Origin of the sequence: Kocuria atrinae C3-8 (assembly GCF_000286355.1) — a bacterium.
In the GTDB taxonomy this organism is placed as follows: Bacteria; Actinomycetota; Actinomycetes; order Actinomycetales; family Micrococcaceae; genus Kocuria; species Kocuria atrinae_A.
Genome location: NZ_AJXN01000089.1, coordinates 1 through 25,794 on the forward strand (window position 1 = coordinate 1; position 25,794 = coordinate 25,794).

Here is a 25,794-nt window from a genome sequence, read left to right on the forward strand (position 1 = left end):
GGCGGCGTCGGGAACCAGGACCGTGGTGGCGAGCAAACCGCGCACCGCCGTGAGAATGGCCTGCGCCGCAGAATCGGTCGAGGTGTCAGGCGATCCGGAGAGCACCTCGACCGCCCGCACCGCCCCGTCGGCAGGTTCAGCGCGGTCGGCTCCCCAGCGCCGTCGGCCCCGGTGGCGACCAGGACATTGACGCGACCGAGGTCCTCGGAGCGCAGGGAGGAAAAGATGTCTGCAGCACGGGTGTGGGAACGGACCGCGAGCGCCTCGGACCACGGCCCCAACGCGGCCCCCACCGCACGTTCCCAGCCCTCGGCCACGCGCACCGCGTCCGAGACCGCGCCCAGCACGGAATCTCCGTGGCTCGCCGAGACGGCCTGCGAACCGTCGGGTTGCGGCATCGACTGCTGCAGGGTGTCCAGGCGTACGGTCACGGAATGGTGTTCGCGCAGCACGCGCTGGCGTTCGGCCTCGGCCTGGCGAGCCGCTGTTTCCGCCTGATCGGCGTTCTCGCGGGCCTGTTCCGAGAGTTCCGTACTGCGAGCGGCCGCTGTCCGCAGAGTTTCAGCGCGTTCGCTGAGTTGCGTGTGCTCCCCGCGAGCGCCTTCGGAACGGCTGATCACGTCATTGATTTCCACCCGCAGCCGCTCGATGTCGGCTTCTGCGGAGGTCAGGCCCGACCGTGCCGAGGTCACGGCGGCAGCCAACTTGGCTTGACCGGCACGACGATCGGCAGCCTCGCGCAGCAACTGCGCGGTGCGTTGTTCGGCGGCGCGTGCGGTTTCTTCCGCCTCGTGGCGCTCGGTCTCCACCGAGGTCAAGTGGTCCCGGGATTCGGCGACCCGCTCTTCGAGCCCCGCGGCCTCCTCTCGGCTGCGCTCGGCCTGTTCCTCGAGTCGGTTCGCATCCCTGCCCGTGTGCTGTTCGGGTTCGGCCGATCCCAGGAGCCGACGCCGCTCCCCCGCCAATGAGGACAGCGCACGGTAGCGATCGCGCACCGTGCTGAGTTCGTACCAGCTCGTGCGCGCGGCGTTGAGCACGGGTGCGGTGCGGGCGGCTTGGGCTTCGGTGTCCTGGAGTCGGGCGGTCAGCTGCTCGAGGTGTTGCTCCAGCTGCTGCTTCTCCGCGCGAGTCTTCTCGCTACTGGCGCTGTCGGTCTGCAGGGCGGCGCGGGCCTGCACCACGTCGTCCGCGAGCAGTCGGGATTTGGCATCGCGCACGTCGTACTGGATGCGCTGGGCTTTGCGTGCCGTGCGCGCCTGTCGGCCGAGCGGGGTGAGCTGACGTTGGATCTCCCCCACCAGATCCTCGAGCCGATCCAGGTTCGACTGCAGGGAGTCCAGTTTGCGGAGGGTCTTCTCCTTCCGGCGGCGGTGTTTGAGGATGCCCGAGGCCTCTTCAATGAAGCCGCGGCGGTCCTCGGGGGTGGCCTGCAGGATCCGGTCCAACTGACCTTGTCCCACGATCACGTGCATCTCGCGACCCAGACCGGAGTCGGAGAGCAATTCCTGGATGTCGAGCAACCGGCACGAACGACCGTTGATCGCGTATTCGGATCCGCCCGTTCTGAACAGCGTGCGCGAAATGGTGACTTCGCTGTATTCGATGGGCAGAGCGCCGTCGGCGTTGTCGATGGTCAGCGAAACGTGCGCGCGCCCGAGCGCTGAACGACCGGACGTGCCGGCGAAAATGACGTCTTCCATCTTGCCGCCGCGCAAGGATTTGGCTCCCTGCTCGCCCATGACCCAGGCCAGGGCGTCCACCACGTTGGATTTACCGGAACCGTTGGGTCCCACCACTGCGGTGACGCCGGGTTCGAAATTGAAGGTGGTGGCCGAAGCGAAAGACTTGAAACCGCGCACGGTGAGGGTCTTCAAGTGCACGTGTGAGGCTCCTAGCGTGAGATGTTCACCACCGCGCGGCCCTCGTCAGGGGGTGAACGGGCTCGCGCAACCACACCACTGTACCCGTGCGGGCCTGCGCACTCGGGACTCATCAATAGTCAGCCTGCAGAGAAACGGCTGGGAGCCGCTGGCAGTCAGGTTGAAACTGGTCGATAGACTAAACCGGTCCAGTCCGCCTGCTCGCTCGAGCGCCCAAGGCGATGAATCAACGTTCGATTCGTCACGGCGCGGGGAGAGCCCTGTCTCGAAAGCGCCACGTTGATCGGAAACTCAACCATTAGAAACCGCAATGCAGCCGTGCTGTCCATTACCAAGGTGGAAGCAAATGAGGTGGTCCCCTCAACGCGGTTCGATGATGAGCTCGCCGACACCTTCAAGCGCCTGCGTTTGCCGCGTGGACTTCTGGAACGCCTCGCCGGCATCCAGGAACGTCGCATGTGGGCCCCCGGACGGCACTTCTCGGACGGCGCCACGGAAGCGGGACAGGCCGCGCTGGAGCAGGCAGGCATCAAGCCCGAGCAGATCGGGCTGTTCATCAACTCGTCCGTGACCCGCGACAACTTTGAACCTGCCGTGGCCGTGGGCATTCACCACCGGCTGGGCATGCCCAGCTCCGCGCTGAACTTCGACATCACCAACGCGTGCCTGGGCTTCATCAATGCCCTGACCGTGGCGTCGTCCATGATCGATTCCGGGGCCATCGAGTACGCGCTGATCGTCAACGGTGAGGATCCCTCCCCGTGGCACCGCGCTGCCATTGAACGCCTCAAGAAGCCGGGCATCACCCGCGAGCAGGTCGTGGAGGAATTCGCGACCCTCACCTGGGCTGCGGTGCAGCCGCTGCGTGGTGGGACCGGCCGACAAGCACCCGGACGCCCACCGCATCGTCGGTTCCGTGACTCGCGCCGGAACCCAGTTCCACGAGCTGTGCATCGGCGGTGACGAGGGCATGTTCACCAACGCCACCGGACTGCTCAACCACGGCGTGGGCCTCGTGGTCGCCGCCATGCAAGAAGCCGAACGGGACGGCTGGGACTGGCTCAACATGGACAGCTACGTGACCCACCAGGTGTCCAACTCGCACACCAACAAGCTCATTGCCGACATGGGGCTGGATCCCGAGCGCGTGCCACTCACGTTCCCGTACTGGGGCAACGTGGCTGCGGCGGCACTTCCCATGACCCTCGCGCTCGAAGCCGAGAAACTTCAGCCCGGCGACCGCGTGCTGTGTCTGGGCGTGGGATCCGGTTTGAACACGACCCTGATGGAATTGGCCTGGTAAACGCCTGAGAGAAAGTGGAGTTCAACCGTGAGCAAGAAAACCTCTCGATCGCCCCAGACCGGCTCTCGTTTGCCGATGACTGACATCCCCCTTCCGGGAGTCGATCCGGCGTGGTCCACCACCGTCACGGTTGCCTCCACCGCCACCGTGGAACCCGTGCCCGGTCGCAAGCGCCGCTGGCACCTGTTGGACAACGGACCCGTCCTGGAGAAGGCCGGAAAGTCCCCCCGCGGCATCATCCTGGCGGTGCACGGCAATCCCACATGGTCCTACCTGTGGCGCAGCGTTCTTGAGGCCGCCACCGAAGCTGAGCAGCCTGGCGCGTGGTCGCCGTGGACCAGTTGGACATGGGCTTCTCCGAGCGCACCGGACTGTTCCGCCGTTTGGAGGACCGGGTCCAGGATCTGAGCGACCTCACCGCTGAACTCGGTATCGATACCGCAGATATCCCCGTGGTCACGCTGGCTCACGACTGGGGCGGTTTGATCTCCCAGGGATGGCGCAGGAACACCCTGGCATTCACGCCGCCACCATCCTGACCAACACAGCGGTTCACCACGACAACTCGGAGCCCATCCCCACCGCTCTGCAGGTGGCGCTGAACTCGGCGCTGCACCAGCCGCTCACCCAGCGGACCACCGCGTTCCTGGACACCACGCTCGCCTTGGCCGATCCGGCCCCGAGCAGCGACGTCAAGAAGGCCTTCAAGGCCCCGTACCGTTCCCGCGAGCGCCGCCAGGCCATCGCGAATTTCGTGGCGGACATCCCCGCACCGGAAGATCACCCCTCGAACGCCGCCTACGAGCGCATTGCCGGTCGGATGAGCGCACGTGAGGTTCCCACGCTCCTGTTGTGGGGCACCAACGACCCCGTGTTCCAGCAGCGTTACCTGGACGATCTATTGCGTCGCGCTCCACACGCGGACGTGCACCGTTTCGAGGGTGCCAAGCACCTGGTCGGTGAATCCCGTGACATCGCAACGCCCATCATCACGTGGCTCAACGAGCACTTCGGCGAGGATCTCCCGATCACCCAGCAGCACCGTGAGAAGCGCGCGAACGCCTCCGACAACTTCTCCCCGTTCTTCGCCGAACTCGAGGCCCGGCGCAGCGACGATTCCCCCGCCGTGGTGGACATGGGACCCGTTGCGGGAACCGTGGACGGCACCGCTCCCGAGCTGAACGTGGAACGCACGGTGTCCTGGGCACAGCTCAGTTCGGAGGTCGACCGGCTGGGTGCCGCTCTGTTGCGCACCGGCGTGCGTCCCGGGGATCGCGTGAACCTCATGGTTCCCCCCGGCTCCCTGCTGACCACCCTGATCTACTCGTGCCTGCGCATCGGTGCCGTGATCGTCGTCGCGGACCAGGGCCTGGGTCGCAAGGGCCTGACCCGTGCGCTCAAAGGTTCCTCCCCGGACTGGTTCATTGGTATCCGCAAGGCACTGGTGGGAGCCAAGGCCCTCGGCTGGCCGGGACGCAAGATTTCCGCGGTGAGCCTGGATCCCGTCACCAAGAAGGCGCTCGGCGTCGAGCACACCATTCCCGAACTGCTGGACTCGGTCACCACCGTGAACACCGGCGAACTTCCGCTCGTGGATCCGGATGCCGAGGCCGCCGTGCTGTTCACTTCCGGTTCCACCGGCCCCGCCAAGGGCGTGTGTATACCCACCGTCAGATGGCGGGTATGCGCGATGCCATTCGAGTGACCTACGGACTGCGCGCGGGAACCGGCCTGGTGGCCGGCTTCGCGCCGTTCGCACTTCTGGGCCCCGCGCTAGGAGCCGCCTCGGTCACCCCGGACATGGACGTGACCCAGCCCAAGACGCTGACGGCGCGCGCGCTGGCCGAAGCCGTGATGGCCATCGACGCCACCGCGATCTTCGCCTCCCCCGCGGCCATCTCCAACGTTTTGGCCACGGCAGATGAGCTCGCACCGGCGCAGCGCGATGCGCTGTCCCGCGTGAACTTGATGCTCTCGGCCGGCGCCCCGATTCCGGAGACACTCTTGGAGCGGCTTCAGAGATTGCTCCCCGCCGCCGAGTTGCACACGCCCTACGGCATGACCGAGGCGCTACCGCTCACCGATGTCAGCCTGGACGTCATCCGAGCCGCACGAGAGGACGCCCAGATGGGCTTCCCCGGCGCCGGCAACGGTGTGTGCGTGGGTACTCCCGTGCACGGTGCCCAGCTGGGTGTCCTACCACTCGATAGTTCAGGCAACGTGACCGACGAGATCACCACCGACCCGGGTGTAACCGGCGAAATCGTGGCCCGGGCACCTCACGCCAAGGATCACTACGACCGGCTGTGGATCACCGAGCGCATTTCGGACCAGACGCCGGGTTGGCACCGCACCGGGGACGTCGGACACTTCGACGCCAAGGAACGACTGTGGGTCGAGGGCCGGCTGGCACACGTGATCAATACGTCTCGAGGACCGGTCACTCCCGTGGCCGCCGAACACGCTGCCGAATCGGTACTGGGTGTGGGCCGCACGGCTCTGGTCGGGGTGGGACCGAAGGGTTCGCAGACCACCGTGGCTGTGATCGAAACCGACCCCGCGCCCCAGAAACCGGGTCTCGCCCCGTCCGATCTCGCAGATCAGGTGCGGTCCACGGTGGAATTCGCCACCGGAATCCGCCCGAGCGCGGTTATGGTGATTCCCGAACACCCCACCGATATCCGACACAATTCCAAGATTGATCGGGCCGCGTTGAGCCAGTGGGCTGAGCGCGTACTTTCCGGCGGAAAGATGAGCGCACTGTGAGCAAATCCCCAGATATCACTCCCGACCCCGTGTCCCGCACCGGGCGCCACCGCGCGGACACCCCCGCGGACGTCACGGGCGACCGCGAGACCAAGGCGACGACAGCGACGTCGTCGGGCCCGGGATCGACGAACACGTCCCGCCGCGACGAGATCGGCTCCACCGCGACCGAAGGCGAACTGACCGGCAAGGGCCGCACCGTTCTGGTGACCGGTGCTTCCGGCATGCTGGGCGGCGAGGTTGCTCGCACCCTGCTCGAAAAGGGCTGGCGCGTGCGCGTGTTCCAGCGCGGACACGCCGCCGTGGCCAATCGCGAGGGCGTGGACGAGGTACTTGGCTCCGTGACCGACCCTGACGCCGTGGCCAAGGCCCTCGAAGGCGTGGACGACGTGGTGCACCTGGCCGCCAAGGTCTCGTTCGCCGGTGACTGGGAAGACTTCGTGCACGTGAACATCACGGCACCCGCGTGCTGCTGACCGTCGCGCAGGAACTCGGCGTGCAGAACGTCGTGTTCGTCTCCTCGCCGTCCGTGGCGCACGCCGGCACCTCGATCGAGGGTGTGGGCGCGGAGCCCGCCAACCCTCGCACCGCCCGCGGCAACTATGCCCGATCCAAGGCGGCCGCCGAGCTGCTCGCCCTTGAAACCGATGGCCGCGGCCTGCGCGTCGCAGCCATTCGCCCGCACATCGTGTGGGGACCGGGTGACACCCAGCTCGTGGAGCGGATCGTGGACCGTGCAGCCGCTGGTCGACTGCCCAACTTGGATCACGGTGCGGCCATGATCGACACGACCTACATCGACAACGCTTCCGAGGCGATTGCTCGTTGCCTGGAGCGCATCGACTTCACCCACGGCAAGGCCATTGTAGTGACCAACGGTGAGCCCCGCCCCGTGGGTGAGCTGGTCGCGCGCATGTGCGCCGCCGCCGGAGTGGATGCCCCCACGCGCTCCGTTCCCGGCAAGGTCGCCCGTGTCGCGGGCAAGGTCATCGAGAAGGTCTGGCCCCACATTCCGGCCAAGCTGCGCGGACACGATTCCGAGCCGCCCATGACCGAATTCCTGGCCGAGCAGATGTCTACCGCGCACTGGTTCGATCAGAAGGAGACTCACGAGCTGCTCAATTGGAAGCCGTCCGTGAGCCTGGACGACGGCATGCAGCGTCTGTCCCAGCATTACAAGGACCACCCGCGCCCGGAACGCAACACCGGCTCGGTGGCGGCGGAACGGTCCTGGAGGTTGCCGACGATCAGCGCGTCAGGGCCGAGCGCGCCGCGGACGCCGCCGGCAGCGGTCGCAGCGATACGATGAACGATTTGCAAAACGTTCGTTCGGAATAGACCGGGGCTGGTTGAGCGGCCCCAGGGCCAGCGTCAGGCGGGACCCCCGGATCCAGCCCTGTAGTCAGGCTCAGCGCATCGCCGCAGACACCGCGGCGATGCGCGAGTCGATAGACTCTTCCATTGTTCCGATTTCCTGCTCGCGAATGTCATGCCTACGTGCAACATCGCGCCAGTCGGTCATCACCAACAACATACTTCTAATCCGCTCCCGGGCCTGGTGAACGCGTATGCCACACTCTTCGGCCAGCGGTAGCAATGCATCGGCTTCATCGGTGAGCGCCTCGGCCCCCATGATCGACGTTGCGCGTGGCCGCCACGGGTCAGGGTTAGGGTTCACGTCGAAGGCGGGGCTGAGCGTCCAAGACCCGTGATCGGCAAGAAAACCGTGGTTGCGGAGATGATCGTCCGTGTTGCCCAGAACAACCGATGCAACGACGCGGTCGAAGAGCTCTCGGTGGTCACTCCTCGGGGAGAGTGAAAGATCTCGGATGGCCTCGGCGATCTCTGCGTAATCGCGATGATCGCCGTCATTGGCACCAAGTGCCGTCATGGCACTGATGTACCCAATCCTGTGCCCATGGTCAGTGCGGTCGAACCGTCGCAGAATAAGCACGTTTCGATCCCCCACCGCAGTCAGACGCCGAGCGGGCGTTCGAATTCCGACGGCTTCCAACAAATCGAGCGCTGTCATTTCCCAGGCCATCATATCCCACCGGTCACTTGAGTGAGGAAATTTGGCAATAGCCAGCGCACCGTCTTCGAGACGCACGGATGCCTTGGGCCGTGCGCCTCCCAAGCCGGTTGTACCGGTCTCGAGCAGTTGCTTCACCGCCGCACTGGGATCGTCCTCCGATGAGAGCCGGTCAGAGGCACTCAGCAGCTCTGGGAGGGCGATCAGTTGAGGAACGCGCGACGGCTCACCGACAAATGATCCGTCGCCGTCAATCCGGTACCGCAGGGCACCCTGGCGGGTGTCGTCGCTGACCCCCAGGAGGAAGTCCAAATCGTCCAGCCTGCGCAGCGATCGGTGCTCCCTGCGGGCACGAACGCGCTCCGCCTTCTCGATGAGATTCCTACCCCAGCGATCGGGTGCGCTATCGGCAAAGGCCCGCACGAGACCGACCTGATGTTGGGCCCCAGAGACAAGGGGCAGCGCGGGGTCGATACTGGTCCCGCCATGGACCAAATACGTCGGATCATAGAGGAACGTTGTGGAAATCTGACTGCGGTGTCGAGTGAAGTGCGCCTGCCCCACCAGGATCGGGTCCCCGTCTCGGTCCATAAAAACCTCGACGGTGGTCATCGTGCACGCTTCTTCGATAGGTTGCCGGCGCGCAGACGACCAATGTCACTGCCGAGCGGGTCGATGGCATTGACGACCTGATCGAGAACACCGAGGGCGCGCAGCACCTGTGCAACATTGCCGAATCCCACACCGGGGTCTCCGGCCTCGATCTTCCGCAGGGTGTCCCGTGTTATTCCGGCGCGCTCGGCGACCTGCTGCGCGGTAAGACCGAGCACCATGCGCCAGCCACGCACATGCTGTCCGAACTCGGTCAACTCGCGTTCGATCCGATATCCGTTCATGGTGGCCACCCCTTCGCTATGGCGAGCCTAACAGGCTTATCTAAACGTTATGGCGAGCACTATCGTCACACTTTTTTCATAGCACCTTCAACTATTGTTGACGCTGGCACTCCGGGCAGAAGTAACTCGACCTGTTCATGAACTTGACCCGCTCGATGGGCGCGCCACACCTGTCGCACGGTTCCCCCGCCCGCCCGTAGGCATTCAGTGAGCGAGCGAAGTACCCGGACTCACCGTTCACGTTGACGTAGAGAGAATCAAAACTCGTCCCGCCCGCGTCCAGGGCGCGACGCATCACGTCCTTGCACGCCTGGACCAGCCGCTCGGTTGTGGCAGCGCTAATAGTCTCCGTGCGGGTAGCCCAGTGCACCTGAGCCGCCCACAGGGTTTCGTCCGCGTAGATATTGCCGATCCCGGAGATCAGTCCCTGGTCCAGCAGGGCGCGCTTGATACCGGTCTTCTTGCGCCGCAGAGAAGCGTGGAAGACAGCTGGATCGAAGGCGGGGTCCAAGGGGTCCAGCGCGATGTGGGCAGCATGTTCGGGCACTGGGTCCCCGCCCTGTGGGCTGGGCACCAGCGGGTCGAGGAGCATGCCGCCGAAGATACGCTGATCCACGAAGCGTAGCTGCTCCGGCAGAGATTCCCCCGTCTCGTCGGACACAGCCGAAGACAGTTCGAAGCGCAACCGCTCGTGGCGGGGTGCGGGCTGGCCGTTGGAGGCCACCAAGAGCTGACCGCTCATCCCCAGATGCACGAGCAGCGCTCGGGACGCTTCGGTTTCGTCAGAAGTTCTAACTGGCAGCCACAGGAATTTTCCGCGGCGCTGGGCGTCCGTGACGGTCAGACCGGTCACCCGGTCCATGAAGTCCTGGGGCCCGGCCACATGACGGCGCAGGGAGCGCTCATCGTTGACGGTGACGTGTTCGATGATGCGGCCGACCACCCAGTTGGCCACGCCGCGTCGTACTACTTCGACCTCGGGAAGTTCGGGCACGTTCTTAGGCCTTGCGTCCGTAACGGTCGTAGATGGCCTGGCAAGCCGCAGCAGCGGCCGAGCGTTCGGAGGCCTTCTTAGAGGTACCTTCGCCGTGGCCCATGACCTTGCCGTTCAGGGACACCGACGCTCGAAGTGGCGCGCGTGATCGGGACCGGTGCCAGCGACGTCGTAGCGGACGGGGCCCAGCCCGTGGTGGGCGGCGAGCTCGCTGATCTCGGTCTTCCAGTCACGGCCCTCATGGAGCACGTGGAGTCTTCGAGTAGCGGAATGATGAGGCGGAGCACCAAGTTCCGGCTGGTTTGTCACCGGCGGACTCGTAAGTGGCACCGATCAGGCTTCCATGGTGTCCGCGAGGATCGAGGGCTTTTCGCTGCCCCGAGTTCGGATCTCCCCCTTGCCCAGGCGAATGTGCGGACCGAGGTCCAGGGACCGTGCAATGTCCGCGAGAGTGCGTGAGGAAACCACGGAGGCACGGAGTTTGGCCAGTTGGCTCTCACTCCAGTCGCCGTAGCGGTGAAAGATTTCGTCCGTCACAGCCAGCTGAAGGACCGCGTCCCCCAGGAACTCGAGACGTTCGTTGTGCTTCTCGCCCTCGTGTTCGTACGCGTAGGAGCGATGTGTCAGCGCAATGCGAAGCGTCTCGGTGTCGATATCGACACCGAGACGCTCAAGCAATGCACCGGGATCCGGCATGTCAGTCACGCTTACGCGTCAGCGACCTTGCGTCCCTTGTATTCGTAGAACAAGGGGGTACCGGCGGAATCGGAAACGACCTTCGCCTGGTGCGGCAGGCTGTAGCTCACCTTGCCGTTTTCGACGGTCTTGACCAGCTTGGGGGCGTTTGCCTTCCACTGGGACCGGCGCATCCGGGTATTCGCACGGGAAAGTTTCCGCTTGGGAACAGCCACGGCTATCTCTCTTCTCTCGTCTCGGTTGTCTGATCCGAAGTGTCAGAGCCCTGGTCGGTGCTGCTCAACAGCCCTTCCAGAGCGGACCAACGTGGGTCAAGCACTTCGTGGTGGTGATCCGGGTCTTCCTCGAGTCGTGCACCGCACTGGGCGCACAGACCCGGGCAGTTGGCCCGGCACACCGGTTGGAACGGCAGCTGAATGATCACTGCGTCCCGAAGCATCGGTTCGAGATCGATTTCCTCGTCCCGCACTTCATACACTTGCTCGTCTTCGATGTCCTCATCACCTTCGGGGGAGGCATCAAACACGAAAAGTTCTTGTACGTCGACCGGTAAATCATAGTCAATCGGATCGAGGCATCTGCTGCACTCACCGTGAATACTGACTACGACGGTTCCGGAAACCAGAATACCCTCGTGCACGGATTCGAGTCGAAGCTGCAGATCCATGGGCGCGCCTTCTGGCGAGCCTATGACCTCCGTGCCGAAGTCCTTGGGCGCGGGAACCTCGATCTCCAGGTTTCGCATGGTCCCCGGACGATGTTCGAGATCCCGGACGCTGTGCGTAAGGGCTGAACTATTGCGGTTATTCACGAAACTCCTGGCTGACGACATGGGCCGACAGATCATGATAGCACGCACCCAAGGTGACGGGCCACGCGGGGCCCGCCGAGCGACGTCGTACCTGCCGTGAGGCAATGGCAGACGAGGTTCGTAGGGGCCGATGAATGGTGGGGCGGAACGCGGCTATGCGGTGCGGTCGCGTTCCTTGATGGCATCCAGGACCTGGGGCGGGACGAACTCGCTGACGTCCCCGTCCAGGCCGTGGACTTCCATGACGAGCGTAGAGGATAAATGCAGCAGCGACGGCTCCCCCGGGATGAACACGGTCTCCACGCCGGTCAGGGTGCGGTTCATGGTGGCCATGGGCAGTTCGTAGTCGTAGTCCGCGCCATTGCGTAGCCCCTTGACCAACGCCACGGCCTCGCGGCTGGCCGCGTAATCGGCGATCAAACCGGACTCCAGCGGCTCCACGATCACCGACGGTTCATCCGCGAAGACCTCACGCACGAGCCGCAGTCGGGTCTGCTCGTCGAACCGGTGCTTCTTGTTGGGGTTCGTGGACACCGCCACGATCACCTCGTCGAAGAGCCGACAGGCACGACGGATCACGGCCACATGGCCCAGGTGAATCGGGTCGAAGGAGCCGGGGCAGATTGCGCGTCGCATTCCTCCACCCTAACGGCCGGGAGCACGCCGACGGCGCTCGCGAACCTCGAGCGTCGTCGGCCACTTCGACGCGGCCCACCTCGACGCCGCCGCGGACCGGACCGAGCTACGGCACGGTAGGCAGCGGCGTCGTTGTGGGGGATCACTGTGGAAGACTGTGAAGCATGGCAAAACACACCGGTAGCGGGGACCTTTTTCAGACCGTAGATCAGGTCACGGAAGAGGCCATCAACATCGGCTACCGGTGGGAGCAAAGGCTGCACCGGTGGCGGCAGGCGCGCGCCGAGCAGCGCGGGACGTCCCCACCATGCTCGCGTTCGACGGCTACGGCAGCACCCGGCACGTCCGCGTGTTGGGGCGCGTACTGCTCAAAACGCGGCAGCTGATCGCGGACACCGATGATTCCAACGAGTACATCCGCGGCTGGCGCTCCTTCACCTCTATTCCCTTGGCCTTCGCGCACGTGAACGTGTGGCTGGGCGACCACGAGTTCCATCTCATGGCCGACAAGGGCGGCGTGATCGACGTGGACCTGCAGGTCAGCATGGAACCGGGTATTTACACCGTCTATATGCAGACCGACGGCTCCGAGGTCACCGAGGCCACGGTCACCATCGTTTCGGAGGATCAGGCCATCGGTGTGGTCTCCGACGTGGACGACACCGTGATGGTCACCGCCCTGCCGCGACCCATGCTGGCGGCGTGGAACTCGTTCGTGCTCAATGAGCACGCGCGCACTCCCACCCCGGGCATGGCGGTGCTGATGGAACGGCTGCGCAACCACCACCCCAGAGCCCCGTTCCTGTACCTCTCGACCGGCGCGTGGAACGTGGCGCCCACGCTGCGTCGCTTCCTGACTCGTAACGCCTACCCGGCCGGCACGCTCCTGCTCACCGACTGGGGGCCCACCACGGACCGCTGGTTCCGCTCCGGTGCCCAGCACAAGGTCCAGAACCTGCAGCGACTGGCCAAGAACTTCCCGCACGTGCGTTGGATCCTCATTGGCGACGATGGTCAGCACGATCCGCAGATCTACTCGGGTTTCGCGCAGCGTCACCCGGAGTCCGTGGCGGCCATCGTGATCCGCAATCTGTCACCCACCGAGGCGGTGCTCGCGGCCGGCGCTCGCGCGACCGAGGACCGTTCGGTTTCGATCCCCGAGGGCATCCTGTGGATCGAAGGCAACGACGGCGCCTCCATCTCCTACCAGCTGCAGGAAGCCGGCCTGTTGTAGGACCCATATATAGGTGTCACCCGACACTTGAACCGGCGTGCCGAGAGCGATCTCGACACGCCGGTTTTTAAATTTTCGGGTGTGATTAAAACGGGATTCGTTGTCCACAGGACGGTCGACTTCCGCGAGTTCTCGCGCCTGTTTCAGCGCCGCCCTGTGGACAGTGAGGGGATAACCGAGAGACACCTGTGGATTACGGTCACCACATCATCTTGGGGCCGCTTACTTTGTCTGACACTAGATGTAGTATTGACGCAGTCATACAGAGCACTTGACGCAACCAGCGGCAACACACCGGATGTGGTCCGAACGCCGTGGAAGCGCAGTACTCCCATCACTAGTTTTCGAGGGGATTGGGATATGTCCGTCACCGTGTACTCCAAGCCGTCATGCGTCCAGTGCAACGCCACCTACCGCGCCCTGGACAAGAAGGGTATCGACTACCACGTGGTGGACGTGACCGAGGACCAGGACGCCTACCAGCACGTGGTGGGCCTGGGTTACCAGCAGGTCCCCGTGGTGGAAACCACCCAGGATCACTGGTCCGGTTACCGTCCGGACAAGATCAGCTCCCTGGCGGTTCTGCTCTCCGCCTGAGAGCGGTAGCGTTAAACCGCAGTCGTCGAAAAAGCCGACGCCCGTACGCGTTCCGTCGCGGCGGCGTCGGAATTTTTCAACCCGCACCGCAGCCCGCAAGTCAGAATCGAAGTGACACGCCATGAGCACTTTGGCCACCGTGTTGGCCGCGGCTCAAGAACGCGAGAACCATCGACTCGACGTCACCGCGGGGGAGGAGTCCCCCCTGGTGGTGTATTTCTCCTCGGTCACCCGCAACACCGACCGCTTCATCCAGAAGCTCCCGGTCAGGTCCTTGCGGTTACCGTTGAAAACCTCCGAACCCGCGCCCGAGCTCACTGAGCCGTTCGTGTTGGCCGTACCCAGTTACGGCAGGCCCGGCGGCGCCGGATCGGTCCCCCCTCAAGTTGTGAAATTCCTGAACCAGCCCGTCAACCGCCAGCACCTTATGGGTGTCATAGGCGCGGGAAATACTAATTTCGGATCACTGTTCTGCGTAGCGGCGGAAAAAGTGGCCGTGAAGTGTCAGGTGCCCCTGCTCTACAAGTTCGAACTCATGGGCACTGATGAAGACGTAGAAAAAGTCACTCTAGGATTGGACAAGTTTTGGCAAGCATCCATGCAGCCCCGGGACTGAGCGTTGAACCGGGACACGAAGATCCCACCTGCCCCGAGCAGTACCGCGGCTTGGGCTACCACGAGCTCAATGCTCTGCTGAACTTGTACGACGCCAACGGCCAGATCCAGTTCCAAGCTGATCAGCAGGCCGCGCGTCAGTACTTCTTGCAGCACGTCAACAACAACACCGTGTTCTTCCACGACCTGGAGGAGAAGCTCAAGTACCTGGTGGATCACCAGTACTACGAGGCCGAGGTGCTGGACAAGTACAGCTTCGAGTTCGTCAAGAAGCTCTCCAAGATCGCCTACGCCCACAAGTTCCGTTTCCAGACCTTCCTGGGCGCGTTCAAGTTCTACACCTCCTACACGCTCAAGACCTTTGACGGTCAGCGGTACCTGGAGCGTTTCGAGGACCGCGTGGTCATGGTCTCGCTGTACCTGGCGGACGGTGACGAGGCCCTGGCCGAGCAGCTCGTGGAAGAAATCATCACGGGCCGTTTCCAGCCGGCGACCCCCACGTTCCTCAACGCAGGTAAGAAGCAGCGCGGCGAGCTCGTCTCGTGCTTCCTGCTGCGCTTCGAGGACAACATGGAGTCCATCGGTCGCAACATCAACTCCGCATTGCAGCTGTCCAAGCGCGGCGGCGGCGTGGCATTCGCGCTGACCAACCTGCGTGAATCCGGCGCACCCATCAAGAAGATCGAGAACCAGTCCTCGGGTGTGATCCCCGTGATGAAGCTGCTGGAAGACTCCTTCTCCTACGCCAACCAGCTGGGCGCCCGTCAGGTGCCGGTGCCGTGTACCTGCACGCCCACCACCCGGACATCTACAACTTCTTGGACACCAAACGCGAGAACGCTGACGAGAAGATCCGCATCAAGACCCTGTCCCTGGGCGTGGTCATTCCGGACATCACGTTCGAGCTGGCCAAGAAGAACCAGGACATGTACCTGTTCTCCCCGTACGACGTGGAGCGCATCTACGGCGTGCCCTTCTCGGACGTGAACGTGTCCGAGAAGTACCACGAGATGGTCGCGGACTCCCGGATCCAGAAGAAGAAAATCAACGCTCGCGAGTTCTTCCAGACGCTGGCTGAGGTGCAGTTCGAGTCCGGTTACCCGTACGTGATGTTCGAGGACACGGTCAACAAGGCCAACCCGGTGGCGGGCAAGATCATCATGTCCAACCTGTGCTCCGAGATCCTGCAGGTCTCCGAGCCCTCGGTGTACAACGAGGATCTGACCTACGCCGAGGTGGGCAAGGACATCTCCTGCAACCTGGGCTCGATGAACATTGCCATGGCCATGGAATCGGAGAACTTCGGCTCGACCATCGAGACCGCCATTCGCGGTCTGACGGCTGTGTCGGACATGTCCAACATCGACTCCGTACCCTCTATCCGTCGCGGCAACAACATGTCGCACGCGGTGGGTCTGGGCCAGATGAACCTCCACGGCTACCTGGCCAAGGAGCACATCTACTACGGCTCCGAAGAGGGCATCGACTTCACCAACATCTACTTCTACGCGGTCACCTACCACGCCATTCGCGCGTCCAACCTGATCGCCAAGGAGCGCGGTGAGTCCTTCCAGGGCTTCGAGAACTCCAAGTACGCCTCGGGCGAGTACTTCGACAAGTACACGGACCAGGCATGGGAGCCCGCCACAGCGCGCGTGCGTGAACTGTTCGAGCAGGCCGGCATTGCCCTGCCCACCCAGGAGGACTGGCGTGAGCTCAAGGCCAAGGTCATGGCGGACGGCATGTACAACCAGAACCTGCAGGCCGTGCCGCCCACCGGTTCCATCTCGTACATCAACAACTCCACGTCTTCCATCCACCCGATCGCCTCGCGCATCGAGATCCGTAAGGAAGGCAAGCTAGGTCGCGTGTACTACCCGGCGCCGTTCATGAACAACGAGAACCTGGAGTACTTCCAGGACGCGTACGAGGTCGGTTACGAGAAGATCATCGACACTTACGCCGCTGCCACCCAGCACGTGGACCAGGGCCTGTCGCTCACGTTGTTCTTCAAGGACACCGCCACCACCCGTGACATCAACCGCGCCCAGATCTACGCGTGGCGCAAGGGCATCAAGACCATGTACTACTCGCGGATCCGACAGCTCGCGCTGGAAGGTACCGAGATCGAAGGCTGCGTCTCCTGCATGCTCTGACACGTGATGGGTCAGCCGTCACCGGTTGACCGATCACGCAGAATTGCCGCCCCGCTCGGACCACTCGTTCGAGCGGGGCGGTTCCTTAATAGTCGAGTAAGAATCTGCACGCAGTGCTCCTTCTCACCCGAAACCCACCTGAAACGGGCATCATAAAAACATGGCAGTCTCTCTCAACGGTCAAACCCCGGGTGACAAGGGCACACGGAGGCCTCTGCGATTGGAAAAGGGTCACTCGATTCCGCTGCGGGAGCAGGTGGCCAACAGCTTGCGCCATGCCTTGGTCGCCGGTGATCTGGAGCCCGGCCAGGTTCTGACGGCCCCGGTGCTGGCCACAGAGTTCGGCGTTTCGGCGACCCCGGTGCGCGAGGCCATGTTGGATCTGGCCACCGAAGGGCATGTGTCGCCGATCCGGTACAAGGGGTACCGGGTGGTCGAGATTTCCCCGGAAACCCGAGCCAACATCCTGCAGTTGCGTTCCCTCATCGAGATCCCGCTGATGGCCCAGGTGGCCCGGAACGGCGTGTCCTCCGAGGTGCTCGAGCACACGGCACACGTGGCCCAGCGCAGTATCGATGTGGCCCAGTACGGGGAGCTCGTGGAGTTCATCCGGTTGGACATGGAACTGCACCTGGGTCTGTTGGAGACCACGGGCAACGACATCGCGGTTCGGCATGTGCGCTCACTGCGCTACATGTCCCGCCTCACGGGGCTCAAGGACCTCGTGGCCACGGGGCAATTGACACACACGGCCCAGGAACACCTGCAGATCGTGGACGCGATTCGGAACAATGATCCTGAGGCCATGGAAGCCGTGATGACCAGGCATTTGGGTCACATTTCGGGCGTCTGGGCGGCTCGGGAGAGGACTGAAACGAGCCACCACGGGACTGCAGGGGAGGGCCTTCGGTGCGGTCGCCGAGCAACCTCGACTAGGAACGTAATATGTAACATTGTAGTGTGTCTCGGGTCACCCATCTGGAGGTCCTATGAGCAACGCACACCAACAAGCCGCGGAAACACGGAAAACCAATTTCCGCGTGATGGCCGGTTCCCTGTCCGGCAGCACCATCGAGTGGTACGACTTCTTCCTGTACGCCACCGCATCCGCCTGATTTTCAATGAGCAGTTCTTCCCCACGGACGATCCGTACATCTCGCAGATGCTGGCGTACCTCACGCTCGCCCTGACATTCTTCATCCGCCCGCTGGGTGGCATTGTGTTCTCGCACTTCGGCGACCGCGTCGGCCGTAAGGTCACGCTCGTGGCCACGCTGACCATGATGGGTGTCGCCACCGTGGCCATTGGTCTGTTGCCCACCTACGACCAGGTGGGTGTCCTCGCGCTATCCTGTTGATCGTGTGCCGCATCATTCAGGGTCTGGCCATCGGCGGTGAGTGGGGCGGCGCCCTCTTGCTCGCCTACGAGTACGCCCCGCCCAAGAAGCGCGGCCTGTTCGGTTCCGTTCCCCAGATGGGCATTACCATCGGCATGTTGCTCGCTTCTGCCGCCTTCGCCGCGATGGCAGCGTTCGGCACCGAGTTCCTGACCACATGGGGCTGGCGCATACCGTTCATCGCTTCCATTGTGCTGGTGGCCGTGGGGCTGTGGATCCGCGGTGGGCTGGGGGAGACCCCGCACTTCAAGGCCGCCAAGGAATCCGGCAGCATCCCCAAGCTGCCCCTGGCCGAGACCCTCAAGTACCACTGGCGCGCCGTTCTGGTTGCCGTGGGCGTGAAGGTCGTGGAGACCGCACCGTTCTACATCTTCGCCACGTTCGTCGTTTCCTACGCCACGGGCACGCTGAACTACAACCAGTCCTCGGCACTCAACGCGGTGAGCCTTGGTGCGGCACTGTCCACGCTGCTGATTCCGGTCATGGGTGCCTTCTCGGACCGCGTCGGCCGTTTCAAGGTCTACTTCGCGGGCGCCGTGGCCATTGCCATCTTCGCCTTCCCGTTCTTCATGCTTTTGGACCTGCAAGAGAACTGGGCGCTGTTCGCCGCGGTAGTCATCGGCCTGGGCGTCGTCTGGCCCCCGGTCACCGGTACCCTGGGCACCTGTGCTCCGAGATCTTCTCGGCCCGCGTCCGCTACACCGGTGTCACGCTCGGCTACCAGATCGGTGCCGCCCTGGCCGGTGGTACCGCGCCTTTGATCGCCACTTGGTTGCTCCACGAGTTCGACGGCGCCTGGTTGCCCATCGCGCTCTACCTCGTGTTGACCGCGGCCATCTCGCTGATCGCCGTGCTCTTCGCCCCGGCCATCGCCAAGCGCGAGGCCGCCAAGGAACCCATGATTTCTGACGCACCCGCATCCGTAGGAGGAGCCGCTTCATGACCGCCGATAGCACGTCAAACCAGAACCAGCACACTATGGGAGCCGCAGGATCGCCCGCGTGGTACACCTCGGAGCAGATCCTGGATGCAGTGTCCGTGGACCGGGCTCGCAAGCTCCTGGAATCTACGCTTGCTTCGGGATTCCGCCCGCAGGATGACCCCGCGCGGAGCAATATCCCGGCCGGAACGGGGCACCTCTTGCTGATGCCCTCGGTCCTCGGTGACTGGGCGGGCATCAAGGTGGCCTCGGTGTCCCCGAAGAACCCCGAGCAGGGCCTCCCGCGGATCCAGGCCACCTACGTACTGATGGATTCCGCGACTCTGACCGTTCAGGCGCTCATGGAGGGCAATGTGCTCACCACGCTGCGCACCCCCGCGATCTCCGCGGTGGCGGCCGACTATCTGGCCACGCCCGACGCGAGCAAGCTCGTGGTCTTCGGCACCGGCCCGCAGGCGCTCTCCCACATTGAGGCGTTCTCCAAGATCCGTTCCTTCGCGGACGTGGTCGTGTGCGGACGCACCCCCGAAAAGGTCGACGCCGCCGTCGAGCACGCGCGTTCGCTGGGACTCGCGGCCCGGTCCGGCGACGCGACCGAGGTGAGCGACGCGGACGTGGTGGTCTGCACGACGTCGGCGGCCGAACCGCTCTTCGACGGCGCTTTGGTCCCGGACACGGCCTGTGTGGTCGCCATGGGATCGCACGAACCCGAGTTCCGCGAGCTGGATTCCACCCTCATGGGCCGCGCCCAGGTGGTCGTGGAGGATCGCGCCACCGCAATGCGCGAGGCCGGCGACGTGATTCAGGCCGTCAACGACGGTTCCCTGGCCGAGGACACCCTGGTCGACTTGGTGGACATCGTCACCGGTGGGACCAAGCCTGACCTCGCTCGCCCGCGCGTGTTCAAGTGCGTGGGCATGAGCTGGCAGGACCTGGCTGTGGCAATCGGCGTGGTCGAGCCAGAGTAAATCTCCCGCTCGGTTGAAAAAGAATGTGTGAGGCCCGGGTTCGCCCGGGCCTCACGCGTGTCCGTGCCAGCTTGGCGCGCGCCCGGCCTGACTCCAGATGCGTCCAGCCGCCGATACCGCTGCATCACCCTGCACTGCAAGCTCACGCGCCGACGCCGCTCGCTCACCCAGCGTTGTGCCGTTCGCCTCGCATCTCGGGTGTTACTAGAACCCCCTGACACACCTGGTGTTCCGTAAGAACCTTTTCAGCAACGTGGAAGGGCTGTAACGGAACATGAGGCGTCGCGCGCGGCTCGAACGGCTCCCCATGTGTGGCGGGAGCCGGGGTCCATGGGCAAGTGTGAGCGGTGTGGTGGGAGCCCGGGGATCATGGAGAAGTGCGAGCAGTGCGGGGGAGTCCGGGCATGTGAAAACCCCGGCACTTTCGTACCGGGGTTTTTCTTTGGTGCGTGAGGTAAGCGCCTTGATCGCCATTAGTCCACATCATGAATGATGACTCCGGGGCGGCTGATTTCGATGTAATTGTAGGTAGCAATGGCAACTTTCAGCGCCGCATAGTTTGCGTCGACGAGCGCGAGCAGATCGCGGGTAGAGATGTTCCCGCAGGTGATGTGAAGTAGTTGAGACGGCTGCTTCCGCAGTAGGTGCGATGCACGGAAATCTTCGTCCTTGGTCACCACGAAGCGTTGTTCGGTGTCCGCAATCTGTGCAACGGCGGTATCGGGCAAAGTCGCTCCACCCGGCTATTCCTTGATGTGCTTGGCATCGTGCCCCAGGCTTGTCAGGTGTTGGGCAAGGGCCCGTGGCAGCTGTTGGTCGATAAGGAAACCAGCCACCTTTTTCGCCTATGCCACGACGCGAAGAACACGGGCTGACGAATCAAGAGCTGCATACTCAATCGCAGCGAGAAGATCATCGCGCTCGAGCTCGTCGTAGTCAGTCAGAATTTCGTCGTAACTCATGCCGGACGCGAGCAGTTCAAGCACGTCTTGCACTCGCAAACGCATGCCTCGGATCGTTGGGGATCCGTGGCAGATCGTCGGATTCACCGCAATCCGGTCAAGACGACTGACTGGTTTGCTCATGTGCCGAGTCTACGGTGGCAGGTTCGGATCAGCCAGGGATGTGGAAGTTCCGGGGCGCATGCGAAAACCCGGCACTTTCGTACCGGGGTTTTTCTTTGGTGCGCGATACTGGGATCGAACCAGTGACCTCTTCCGTGTCAGGGAAGCGCGCTACCGCTGCGCCAATCGCGCTCAAACAATCTCGTCGAGCGAGGGTGGTTAGCACCGAGGTGGAGACGGGATTCGAACCCGCGTAGACGGCTTTGCAGGCCGCTGCCTAACCACTCGGCCACCCCACCGGGACCAGATCCTTGTAGGACAGGGTCTCAGGTCTCGACATGGTTGTCGATTACTGCGAGCGGACGACGGGAGTCGAACCCGCGACCCTCACCATGGCAAGGTGATGCTCTACCAGCTGAGCTACGTCCGCATTGTTGGTTGAATGACTTTCCGTGAACCGGTTTGCCGTTCTTCCGAGCGGAAACTCTATCACAGTCCGTCAGCGCCTGTTCCGTGAAGTTTTCAACCGGTGGGGGTTGATCGCTTCGCCGTTCTCGGCTGTGCCAACGAGCTAGAACATTACCCACACAATTTCGTTCGAGCAAATCGACGGTGACCCCAGCGGGTCCACCCGGTAACCGATGTGAATGAGGTGGGGGTGAACCGCAACCGATTGGCATGTGACCAAAAAGTGTTCTATGGTTTTCAACGTTGCAAGCGCGATTGGCGCAGCGGTAGCGCGCTTCGTTCACACCGAAGAGGTCACTGGTTCGATCCCAGTATCGCGCACAATGAAGGCCCCGATTCCAGTAGGAATCGGGGCCTTGTGCATTCCAGGGTGGACATGTGACGGGCGCTCGTATGCCTGTCAGTGCGGGGTCGTAGTCTGATGCCCATGACGCAACCACGCTTGGCCCAACAAACTCCCTACGGACGCATGTACGCGCGTGCGGAGGGGCAGGATCCGCAGGTTCCGTCCATCACCACGGTGATCGGCTGCGAGTCCAATGACCTGGGCGGCTGGTACGGCTACAGTGCCGCGCAGGCCTTGGCAGCGGACCCGCAACTTCCTGACGCGCTGCGCGATTCACGACGCCGCCGCGCCCTGGTCAATCACGCGGCCAAAGCTGCCGAGCGCCACAGGGATCGCGCTGCCGAGCGTGGCGATCGAGTGCACGACTACTGCGAACAGTTGGCACTGCGAGCCATGGGCCAGGAGCACCGGGTCGAGCAGGCGCGGGAGACGTTAGCTGAGAATCAGGAATCCCGTTTCGCTGACAGTGCCGACCAGTGTGGGAGCTCTACCGTCCCGAACCCTTGGCCGCGGAAATCACCGTGTGGAACTCCACGGTGGGCTACGCCGGAACTCTTGACCTGGTCGCGCGCATTGGCGGCAAGGTCTGCCTGATCGACTACAAGACGCGCGGCACGGACCGCAATGGACGGGTCAAAGCCCCTGATGCCAAGGTGGTCACCCAACTCGTGGCCGGTTTGAAGGCGGAAGAGTCTTTGGTGGATGCCGCAGCCGGTGAATGGCAGCCGTGGGAATACGCCAACGCGGATGTCCTGATGGCGGTGGCCATTGGTGACACGGAGGCCCTGTCCGTCCAGGCGGTCCCGGATCAGCTGCCGGCCCATTGGTTCAAGTTCTGTGCCCTGGCCAAGGTGTGGGCACGATCAGCGGAGATCGAGGCCGCAGGCCAACAACTACGGGCGATTGTCCCGCCCCCGCTCGAACACAACCCGGTGGGCAGGGGTGCCATGTCCGTGACCGTAGACTTGAAGGAAACCCAGATTCAGGCAACCGAGGAGAGCAATTCGCAGTGACAATCCTGCGCATTCGAACCCAGGGCGACCCAGTCCTCAGAACACCGGCACTCACCGTCACGGATTTCGACGAATCGCTTCGCACGCTGATCAGCGACATGTTCGAAACCATGTACGCGGTCAAAGGCGTGGGGCTGGCCGCACCTCAGGTGGGTGTGGGACTACAGATCTTCACCTGGGATATCGCCGATGATTCCGGCCACGTGATCAACCCCAGCATTGAAGTGGGGGACGAGCCCCAGGAAGGCGGCGAGGGTTGTCTCTCGGTACCCGGGCCCGGCTATGACACACCACGCCGCAATCACGCGATCATCACGGGCGTGGACATGAACGGAGATCCGGTACGCCGAGAGGGTACCGGGTTACTCGCACGCTGCTTCCAACACGAGACGGACCACCTGCACGGCACGTTGTTCGTGGACCGGCTGGAAGGTGAGGTTCGCAAGGAAGCGATGCGCGCCATGAGAGCTCCCGATTACCAGGACATCGTGGACACCGTGACTCGGGAACGCGAAGCTCAGCGCCTGGGTGCTCTGCCGAGACGGCCTCGGGAACTACGACATCCCCGCAGTCCAATGCCTTCCAGAGATCTAACGCGCGGTCGGGGTCGGCCACGAGCGGCTCGGAAAATTCCGCCGGTTCATCCTTCACCGGTTCCTCGTTCAGAGGTTCTCCCACGGGTTCATCCTTTACAGGTTCCTCCTTCACCCGCGGAAAGGATTCCTGATCATGACTGAGCGTCTCAAAGTTCTCTATGCGGGTACTCCGGCCACCGCGGTCATCCCGCTCGACGCCCTGGTTGAACGCGATGACTTGGACGTCGTTGCCGTCCTGACCCGCGAGGACGCACCCGTGGGCCGGAAGAAAGTCCTCACGCCGTCGCCGGTTGCGCAGCGAGCCGAAGAGCTGAACATTCCTACCCTCAAGGCCAACCGAGCCACGGCAGAGCTGGTCGACCAGTTGCGGGCCACCGGTGCGGAGATTGCGGCCGTGGTGGCATACGGCGCGTTGCTGCCGCGTCCGGTGCTGGATGCCTTCGAACATGGATGGATCAATCTGCACTTTTCGCTCTTGCCGCAGTGGCGCGGCGCCGCCCCGGTGCAGCGGGCCTTGATGGCCGGAGACACCATGATGGGCGCCACCACGTTCGTCCTGGACGAGGGCATGGACACGGCGCCGTCGTGGGAACTCTCACTGATCCCGTCCGCAACGATGACACCGCCGGTTCCGTGCTGGAGCGGTTGTCCCACAACGGATCATCCTTGTTGGCGGATTCCCTGGTGGCCGTGGCCACGGGGCAAGCAAAGCCCGTTCCCCAAGAGGGAGAGGCCAGCACGGCCCCCAAACTCACCGGGGCCCAGGCACGGATCGACTGGAACCACCCTGCCGTGGCCATCTCCCATCACGTGCGCGGTGTGATACCGGAACCGGGGGCGTGGACCGAGTACAACGGACAGCGCATGAAAATCGACCGCGTGATCCCCACGCCCGAGGTCACGGGACTGGCACCCGGCCACGTGGAACTGAAGGACGGTGCGGTCTACGCGGGCACCGGTTCGTACGCCGTGGAATTGACCCGCGTGCAACCGTCCGGCAAGAAACTCATGGCCGCCCTGGATTGGGCCCGCGGCCAGCAACGCAGTGAACAGGTGGTCTTCGGATGAGCGAGCGCGGTTACCGCAACGCCAAGGGACACGAACGCAACCGACGCGCACAAAAAGATCGCTCGTTCTCGGCGCAGGCCCCGGGCCAACGACGTCGCTCGTCGGACCCCGCGCGGCTCACCGCCTATCAGGCGTTACGCGCCGTCAATGGCGAGGACGCCTACGGCAATCTGGTGCTGCCCCAACTGGTGCGGAAGAACCGGTTGGACAAGCGAGACGCCGCCTTCGCCACCGAACTGGCCTACGGTGCGATGCGCAGGCAGGGAACCTGGGATGCCGTCCTCGAACACTGCGTGGACCGCCCCCTCAAGGAACTGGATCCCCAGGTCCTGGATGCCTTGCGGTTGGGAGTGCACCAGCTCCTCGCCATGCGCGTTCCGGATCACGCGGCCCTTGACGCCACGGTAGGCCTGGTGCGCGGTGAGATCGGACAGGGCCCGGCGGGCTTGGTCAATGCGGTGCTTCGCAAGGTCGCGCGCCAGAGCACCGAGGAGTGGCTCGATCAGCTTGAATCGGAGCAGTCGGATGATCTGCGCAAACTGGGCGTCCGCTATTCCCACCCGGCGTGGGAGGTTCGTGCGCTGCGTCGTGCGCTGCGCATGAGCGGACGATCCCCGGAAGAGATCGAAGAACTCTTGGAAGCCAACAACGCACCCCCTCGGGTGCACCTGGTTGCCCTCCCCGATCTGGGCAGCCTGGACGCTGCCCTGGACGAGGGCGCAACACCCGGAACTCTCGTGGCGGACAGCGCCGAGAGCGCCGGGGGAGACGTGCACCGGATTCCCGGAACACGTGACGGCACCGTGCGCGTCCAGGACGCCGGATCCCAGCTGGTGGCCCGTGTGCTGGCGGAAGTGCCGGTCGAGGACGACCACGGCAAATGGGCCGATTTCTGCGCGGTCCCGGAGGCAAGGCATCCCTGCTGGCGGCTCTGGCCGATCAGCAGCACGCCCGGCTGTACGCCAACGAAGTCAGCGATCACCGCGCTGACCTTGTCGAACAAGCTCTTGCTGCAGTTCCGGAGCGTGCCTGGGCCCTGCGCGTGGGCGACGGTCGCGACATCCCCGGGGAGATGCCCGGCGGCTTCGACCGCGTGCTCGTGGACGTGCCGTGCACGGGACTGGGCGCGCTGCGGCGTCGTCCGGAAGCGCGGTGGCGCCGTACCCCCGCGGACGTTGCCGAGCTCGGATCGCTGCAGCGCGAGCTCCTGACCGCAGCGTTGGACTCGACCCGCCCCGGTGGTGTGGTGCTTTACGCGACGTGCTCGCCGCACACCGCGGAGACTCTGGACGTGGTCTCGGACATCGTGGAGTCCCGCG

Annotated in this window: 18 protein-coding genes, 4 tRNA genes and 8 pseudogenes; 17 read left to right on the forward strand and 13 right to left on the reverse strand. The window is 63.8% G+C overall.

Going from position 1 to position 25,794, the window contains the following annotated elements; genetic code table 11:
• Window positions 1-1,880, reverse strand: a 1,880-nt coding sequence (locus YO9_RS0109795; protein ID WP_016997315.1) for a chromosome segregation SMC family protein, incomplete at its 3' end; no start/stop codon positions are given.
• A gap of 318 nt (window positions 1,881-2,198) precedes the next feature.
• Between YO9_RS0109795 and YO9_RS21570 the strand changes: the two genes are divergently transcribed.
• From YO9_RS21570 to YO9_RS0109810, 4 genes and pseudogenes are all read left to right on the forward strand, one after another.
• Entirely contained in the window at window positions 2,199-2,843 is a 645-nt protein-coding gene (locus tag YO9_RS21570) for a thiolase family protein (RefSeq protein WP_396350742.1), read from the forward strand.
• Window positions 2,797-3,183 carry a 3-oxoacyl-[acyl-carrier-protein] synthase III C-terminal domain-containing protein gene (locus YO9_RS21575; RefSeq protein WP_396350743.1) on the forward strand — a complete coding sequence of 129 codons (387 nt, stop codon included), beginning with the start codon at window positions 2,797-2,799 and terminating at the stop codon, window positions 3,181-3,183. The genes YO9_RS21570 and YO9_RS21575 overlap by 47 nt, the downstream gene beginning before the upstream one ends.
• A gap of 75 nt (window positions 3,184-3,258) precedes the next feature.
• Window positions 3,259-5,949: pseudogene (locus YO9_RS0109805) on the forward strand (alpha/beta fold hydrolase).
• A gap of 224 nt (window positions 5,950-6,173) precedes the next feature.
• A pseudogene (locus tag YO9_RS0109810) lies at window positions 6,174-7,258 on the forward strand (NAD-dependent epimerase/dehydratase family protein).
• Between the two features lie 99 nt (window positions 7,259-7,357).
• Here the strand turns inward: YO9_RS0109810 and YO9_RS0109815 are convergent.
• The 7 genes and pseudogenes from YO9_RS0109815 to coaD form a co-directional block, all read right to left on the reverse strand.
• Window positions 7,358-8,593, reverse strand: a complete 1,236-nt coding sequence (locus tag YO9_RS0109815; protein ID WP_016997316.1) for a type II toxin-antitoxin system HipA family toxin — start codon at window positions 8,591-8,593, stop codon at window positions 7,358-7,360.
• The gene (locus YO9_RS0109820) at window positions 8,590-8,877 is read right to left on the reverse strand and encodes a helix-turn-helix domain-containing protein (protein ID WP_031273046.1); all 288 of its coding nucleotides are present in this window, start codon (window positions 8,875-8,877) and stop codon (window positions 8,590-8,592) included. The genes YO9_RS0109815 and YO9_RS0109820 overlap by 4 nt, the downstream gene beginning before the upstream one ends.
• Window positions 8,878-8,968: 91 nt before the next feature.
• Entirely contained in the window at window positions 8,969-9,871 is a 903-nt protein-coding gene (mutM, locus tag YO9_RS0109825; protein ID WP_016997318.1) for a bifunctional DNA-formamidopyrimidine glycosylase/DNA-(apurinic or apyrimidinic site) lyase, read from the reverse strand.
• 4 nt (window positions 9,872-9,875) lie between these two features.
• Window positions 9,876-10,576, reverse strand: a pseudogene (gene rnc / locus YO9_RS21580) (ribonuclease III).
• Window positions 10,577-10,578: 2 nt separating this feature from the next.
• Entirely contained in the window at window positions 10,579-10,782 is a 204-nt protein-coding gene (rpmF, locus tag YO9_RS0109835) for a 50S ribosomal protein L32 (protein WP_031273047.1), read from the reverse strand.
• Window positions 10,783-10,784: 2 nt separating this feature from the next.
• Entirely contained in the window at window positions 10,785-11,399 is a 615-nt protein-coding gene (locus tag YO9_RS0109840; RefSeq protein ID WP_223286379.1) for a YceD family protein, read from the reverse strand.
• A gap of 132 nt (window positions 11,400-11,531) precedes the next feature.
• Window positions 11,532-12,014, reverse strand: coding sequence for a pantetheine-phosphate adenylyltransferase (coaD, locus tag YO9_RS0109845; RefSeq protein ID WP_016997324.1), 483 nt, complete (start codon window positions 12,012-12,014; stop codon window positions 11,532-11,534).
• Between the two features lie 164 nt (window positions 12,015-12,178).
• Between coaD and YO9_RS0109850 the strand changes: the two are divergent.
• The 8 genes and pseudogenes from YO9_RS0109850 (at window position 12,179) to YO9_RS0109880 (ending at window position 19,920) form a co-directional block, all read left to right on the forward strand.
• A pseudogene (locus YO9_RS0109850) lies at window positions 12,179-13,248 on the forward strand (App1 family protein).
• A gap of 360 nt (window positions 13,249-13,608) precedes the next feature.
• Entirely contained in the window at window positions 13,609-13,845 is a 237-nt protein-coding gene (gene nrdH / locus YO9_RS0109855) for a glutaredoxin-like protein NrdH (protein WP_016997325.1), read from the forward strand.
• 121 nt (window positions 13,846-13,966) lie between these two features.
• Window positions 13,967-14,461 carry a class Ib ribonucleoside-diphosphate reductase assembly flavoprotein NrdI gene (gene nrdI / locus YO9_RS0109860; protein WP_016997326.1) on the forward strand — a complete coding sequence of 165 codons (495 nt, stop codon included), beginning with the start codon at window positions 13,967-13,969 and terminating at the stop codon, window positions 14,459-14,461.
• Window positions 14,458-16,616: pseudogene (gene nrdE / locus YO9_RS0109865) on the forward strand (class 1b ribonucleoside-diphosphate reductase subunit alpha). Before nrdI ends, nrdE begins: the two are co-directional and overlap by 4 nt.
• Window positions 16,617-16,776: 160 nt before the next feature.
• Entirely contained in the window at window positions 16,777-17,973 is a 1,197-nt protein-coding gene (locus tag YO9_RS17905; protein WP_223286380.1) for a GntR family transcriptional regulator, read from the forward strand.
• A 2-nt stretch (window positions 17,974-17,975) separates the two neighbouring features.
• The gene (locus YO9_RS17910) at window positions 17,976-18,773 is read left to right on the forward strand and encodes an MFS transporter (protein WP_223286381.1); all 798 of its coding nucleotides are present in this window, start codon (window positions 17,976-17,978) and stop codon (window positions 18,771-18,773) included.
• On the forward strand, window positions 18,770-18,955 hold the full coding sequence (locus YO9_RS17915) for a hypothetical protein (RefSeq protein WP_016997329.1): 186 nt from the start codon (window positions 18,770-18,772) through the stop codon (window positions 18,953-18,955). Before YO9_RS17910 ends, YO9_RS17915 begins: the two co-directional genes overlap by 4 nt.
• On the forward strand, window positions 18,952-19,920 hold the full coding sequence (locus YO9_RS0109880) for an ornithine cyclodeaminase family protein (protein WP_016997330.1): 969 nt from the start codon (window positions 18,952-18,954) through the stop codon (window positions 19,918-19,920). The genes YO9_RS17915 and YO9_RS0109880 overlap by 4 nt, the downstream gene beginning before the upstream one ends.
• Window positions 19,921-20,393: 473 nt before the next feature.
• On the opposite strand, the gene YO9_RS0109885 is transcribed toward YO9_RS0109880, so the two are convergent.
• The 5 genes from YO9_RS0109885 to YO9_RS0109905 all read right to left on the reverse strand — a co-directional run bounded on the left by YO9_RS0109885 (window position 20,394) and on the right by YO9_RS0109905 (window position 21,414).
• Window positions 20,394-20,648 carry a DUF5615 family PIN-like protein gene (locus tag YO9_RS0109885; protein ID WP_016997331.1) on the reverse strand — a complete coding sequence of 85 codons (255 nt, stop codon included), beginning with the start codon at window positions 20,646-20,648 and terminating at the stop codon, window positions 20,394-20,396.
• 117 nt (window positions 20,649-20,765) lie between these two features.
• Entirely contained in the window at window positions 20,766-21,005 is a 240-nt protein-coding gene (locus YO9_RS0109890) for a DUF433 domain-containing protein (protein ID WP_031273052.1), read from the reverse strand.
• Window positions 21,006-21,101: 96 nt separating this feature from the next.
• Window positions 21,102-21,176, reverse strand: a tRNA-Val gene (locus YO9_RS0109895).
• 36 nt (window positions 21,177-21,212) lie between these two features.
• Window positions 21,213-21,283, reverse strand: a tRNA-Cys gene (locus tag YO9_RS0109900).
• Window positions 21,284-21,341: 58 nt separating this feature from the next.
• Window positions 21,342-21,414, reverse strand: a tRNA-Gly gene (locus tag YO9_RS0109905).
• Window positions 21,415-21,701: 287 nt separating this feature from the next.
• Here YO9_RS0109905 and YO9_RS0109910 point away from each other — a divergent pair.
• The 5 genes and pseudogenes from YO9_RS0109910 to YO9_RS0109930 all read left to right on the forward strand — a co-directional run.
• Window positions 21,702-21,773, forward strand: a tRNA-Val gene (locus tag YO9_RS0109910).
• A 106-nt stretch (window positions 21,774-21,879) separates the two neighbouring features.
• Window positions 21,880-22,811 (forward strand): annotated as a pseudogene (locus tag YO9_RS0109915) (cytochrome).
• Entirely contained in the window at window positions 22,808-23,548 is a 741-nt protein-coding gene (def, locus tag YO9_RS0109920; protein WP_016997335.1) for a peptide deformylase, read from the forward strand. Before YO9_RS0109915 ends, def begins: the two are co-directional and overlap by 4 nt.
• Window positions 23,541-24,475, forward strand: a pseudogene (gene fmt, locus YO9_RS0109925) (methionyl-tRNA formyltransferase). The gene def and the pseudogene fmt overlap by 8 nt, the downstream one beginning before the upstream one ends.
• Window positions 24,472-25,794, forward strand: a pseudogene (locus YO9_RS0109930) (RsmB/NOP family class I SAM-dependent RNA methyltransferase); the annotation flags it as partial. The pseudogenes fmt and YO9_RS0109930, both read left to right, overlap by 4 nt.

Excerpts from the sequence above, each read along its gene's own strand:
- YO9_RS0109815 (WP_016997316.1), bottom strand. The coding sequence starts at position 8,593 with ATGACCACCGTCGAGGTTTTTATGGACCGAGACGGGGACCCGATCCTG.
- YO9_RS0109820 (WP_031273046.1), bottom strand. The coding sequence starts at position 8,877 with ATGAACGGATATCGGATCGAACGCGAGTTGACCGAGTTCGGACAGCAT.
- YO9_RS0109840 (WP_223286379.1), bottom strand. The coding sequence starts at position 11,399 with ATGTCGTCAGCCAGGAGTTTCGTGAATAACCGCAATAGTTCAGCCCTT.
- coaD (WP_016997324.1), bottom strand. The coding sequence starts at position 12,014 with ATGCGACGCGCAATCTGCCCCGGCTCCTTCGACCCGATTCACCTGGGC.
- nrdH (WP_016997325.1), top strand. The coding sequence starts at position 13,609 with ATGTCCGTCACCGTGTACTCCAAGCCGTCATGCGTCCAGTGCAACGCC.
- nrdI (WP_016997326.1), top strand. The coding sequence starts at position 13,967 with ATGAGCACTTTGGCCACCGTGTTGGCCGCGGCTCAAGAACGCGAGAAC.
- YO9_RS17905 (WP_223286380.1), top strand. The coding sequence starts at position 16,777 with ATGGCAGTCTCTCTCAACGGTCAAACCCCGGGTGACAAGGGCACACGG.
- YO9_RS0109880 (WP_016997330.1), top strand. The coding sequence starts at position 18,952 with ATGACCGCCGATAGCACGTCAAACCAGAACCAGCACACTATGGGAGCC.
- YO9_RS0109890 (WP_031273052.1), bottom strand. The coding sequence starts at position 21,005 with ATGAGCAAACCAGTCAGTCGTCTTGACCGGATTGCGGTGAATCCGACG.